This is a genomic window from Streptomyces sp. 8L (genome assembly GCF_020176795.1).
Taxonomy (GTDB): Bacteria; Actinomycetota; Actinomycetes; order Streptomycetales; family Streptomycetaceae; genus Streptomyces.
This window is the reverse complement of the sequence record NZ_JAIUKE010000865.1, coordinates 1-1547: the sequence shown is the minus strand read 5'-3', so window position 1 is coordinate 1547 and position 1547 is coordinate 1. Positions and strand designations below refer to the sequence as shown.

The 1547-nt window shown below is 69.6% G+C and carries 1 protein-coding gene; it reads right to left on the bottom strand.

The window, feature by feature from the left end; translation table 11 throughout:
- Positions 1-784: 784 nt before the first annotated feature.
- Complete coding sequence (locus LCE31_RS39515) at positions 785-1234, bottom strand: hypothetical protein (RefSeq protein WP_225023110.1); 450 nt, start codon at positions 1232-1234, stop codon at positions 785-787.
- Positions 1235-1547 lie beyond the last annotated feature (313 nt).

Here is a 1547-nt window from a genome sequence, read left to right as displayed (position 1 = left end):
TCGCGGTCTGGACCGGCGCCTGCCCCACCTGTCACCGCAACATGCCAGAGCCGATACCAACCTGACCAAGCACTACTAGGACTGACTGACCTGATGACGGGTGCGCGCTTGTCATCCGCCGCAGGCGAGGTACCGGTAGTCGAGGCTGTGGAAAACCTCGCTGTCGCGGATGGGCAATGCGGTCCATGGCTCGGGTGCGCAGTAATCGCACGGCCGGACGGGACGCGCCATGGCGCGTTCAGCCCGGGGCGCAGATGATCCTTCCCGGCGCTGTGCGGCTCCCTGTGGCGCTCTGAGCCGTTCCGGACTCTTCCGGACTCCCGAGCGACGATCGCGGGCCTCTCACGCCATCACAGCGGCGTACAGCGCTTCGTGCGACCACGGGGCCTCCGCAGTGCGCCGGCCGACGTCCCGCAGTTCGTCTCCGGCGCTGGCGTTCTCGCTCCCCGGCCGCGAGCTCCGCTCTCAGGGGGGGGGAGAGAGTTCTACCCGCACATAGGTACTACAAGTACCTAACAACATTGGGGTGCAAGACGCCGCCCGACCCCGGCCCGCTCGCACGGCCCCCGGCGGTCTCCCGGCGAAGGTCTCCGGCACCAGCCGCCGCCTTGCACCCTCCGGCCTGCTGCCCGCTGTGCTGCACGTGCTGCTGCTCCTGGTGGTGAAGGGTGCAAGGGCAGCAGAAGGGTGCAAGACCGGGTGCTGTACCGGTCCGTCCCGCGCTCGGTGCAGCATCGCCCGACCCGGGCGGCACACGGGTGCTGCTCGTGCAGCAAGGCGGGCCTCACTGTGCAGCGGCCGCTTGCCTCTCCCGGCCCTGCTCCAGCTGCTGCACGCGCTCGCGGCGTGCGGCGCCCAGACGTGAGCACGCCTGCGCCGCGTACTCGAAGTACACGTCCGTGCTGTCCTCGTGGCGGGCGACCGTGTACGCGGCCTTCAGAGCCTCGAAGGCCGCCATCACGGGAAGGGTGACGTCCTCGTGCGCCCCGGTCGCCAAGTCGAGGTAGCGGGCGAAGCCGAAGTTGTAGCTGCGGTCACGCTCCGCCTCGGTCACGCGCAGGTGGGCCGTGCGGGCCGCCTCGAACCAGCGCAGGCCCTCGTCCACGCCCAGGGCGTCCACGACGATCGCGAGGAACGGGGTCACCCGCTCCGCGGTCGCGGGCCAGCTGTCAGGGTCCGGGCCGAAGCGGTTGCTCAGCTCCCGGGTGAAGTAGTGGCCGAAGTCGTACGTCATCCCCCACTCCTACCGCGACGGCCGGCCCCCGGGCGGGCGGCACGCGGAGCTCCACCCCGGGAATGCCCGTACGCACCGTGCTACCTGCGGCTTTCCCCTCCAGGGGAACGATGTACGCGGTGCTCGGGCGGAAGGCGCTTGTTCTGGAGAGCTAGAACAAGTCGGTGCCCCTGGTGATACCGACAGGCTCGTGAACGCGATCGGCGCTGCACCAGGGAGGGTGCAGCGCCGATATGAGGCGTCCCCCGGAGTGTGGGCACAGGGGCTCATGCCGTGATTGAGAGTTTAGCTGCTCGCAGATGCTGCTGTTCGA

Excerpts from the sequence above, each read along its gene's own strand:
- LCE31_RS39515 (WP_225023110.1), bottom strand. The coding sequence starts at position 1,234 with ATGACGTACGACTTCGGCCACTACTTCACCCGGGAGCTGAGCAACCGC.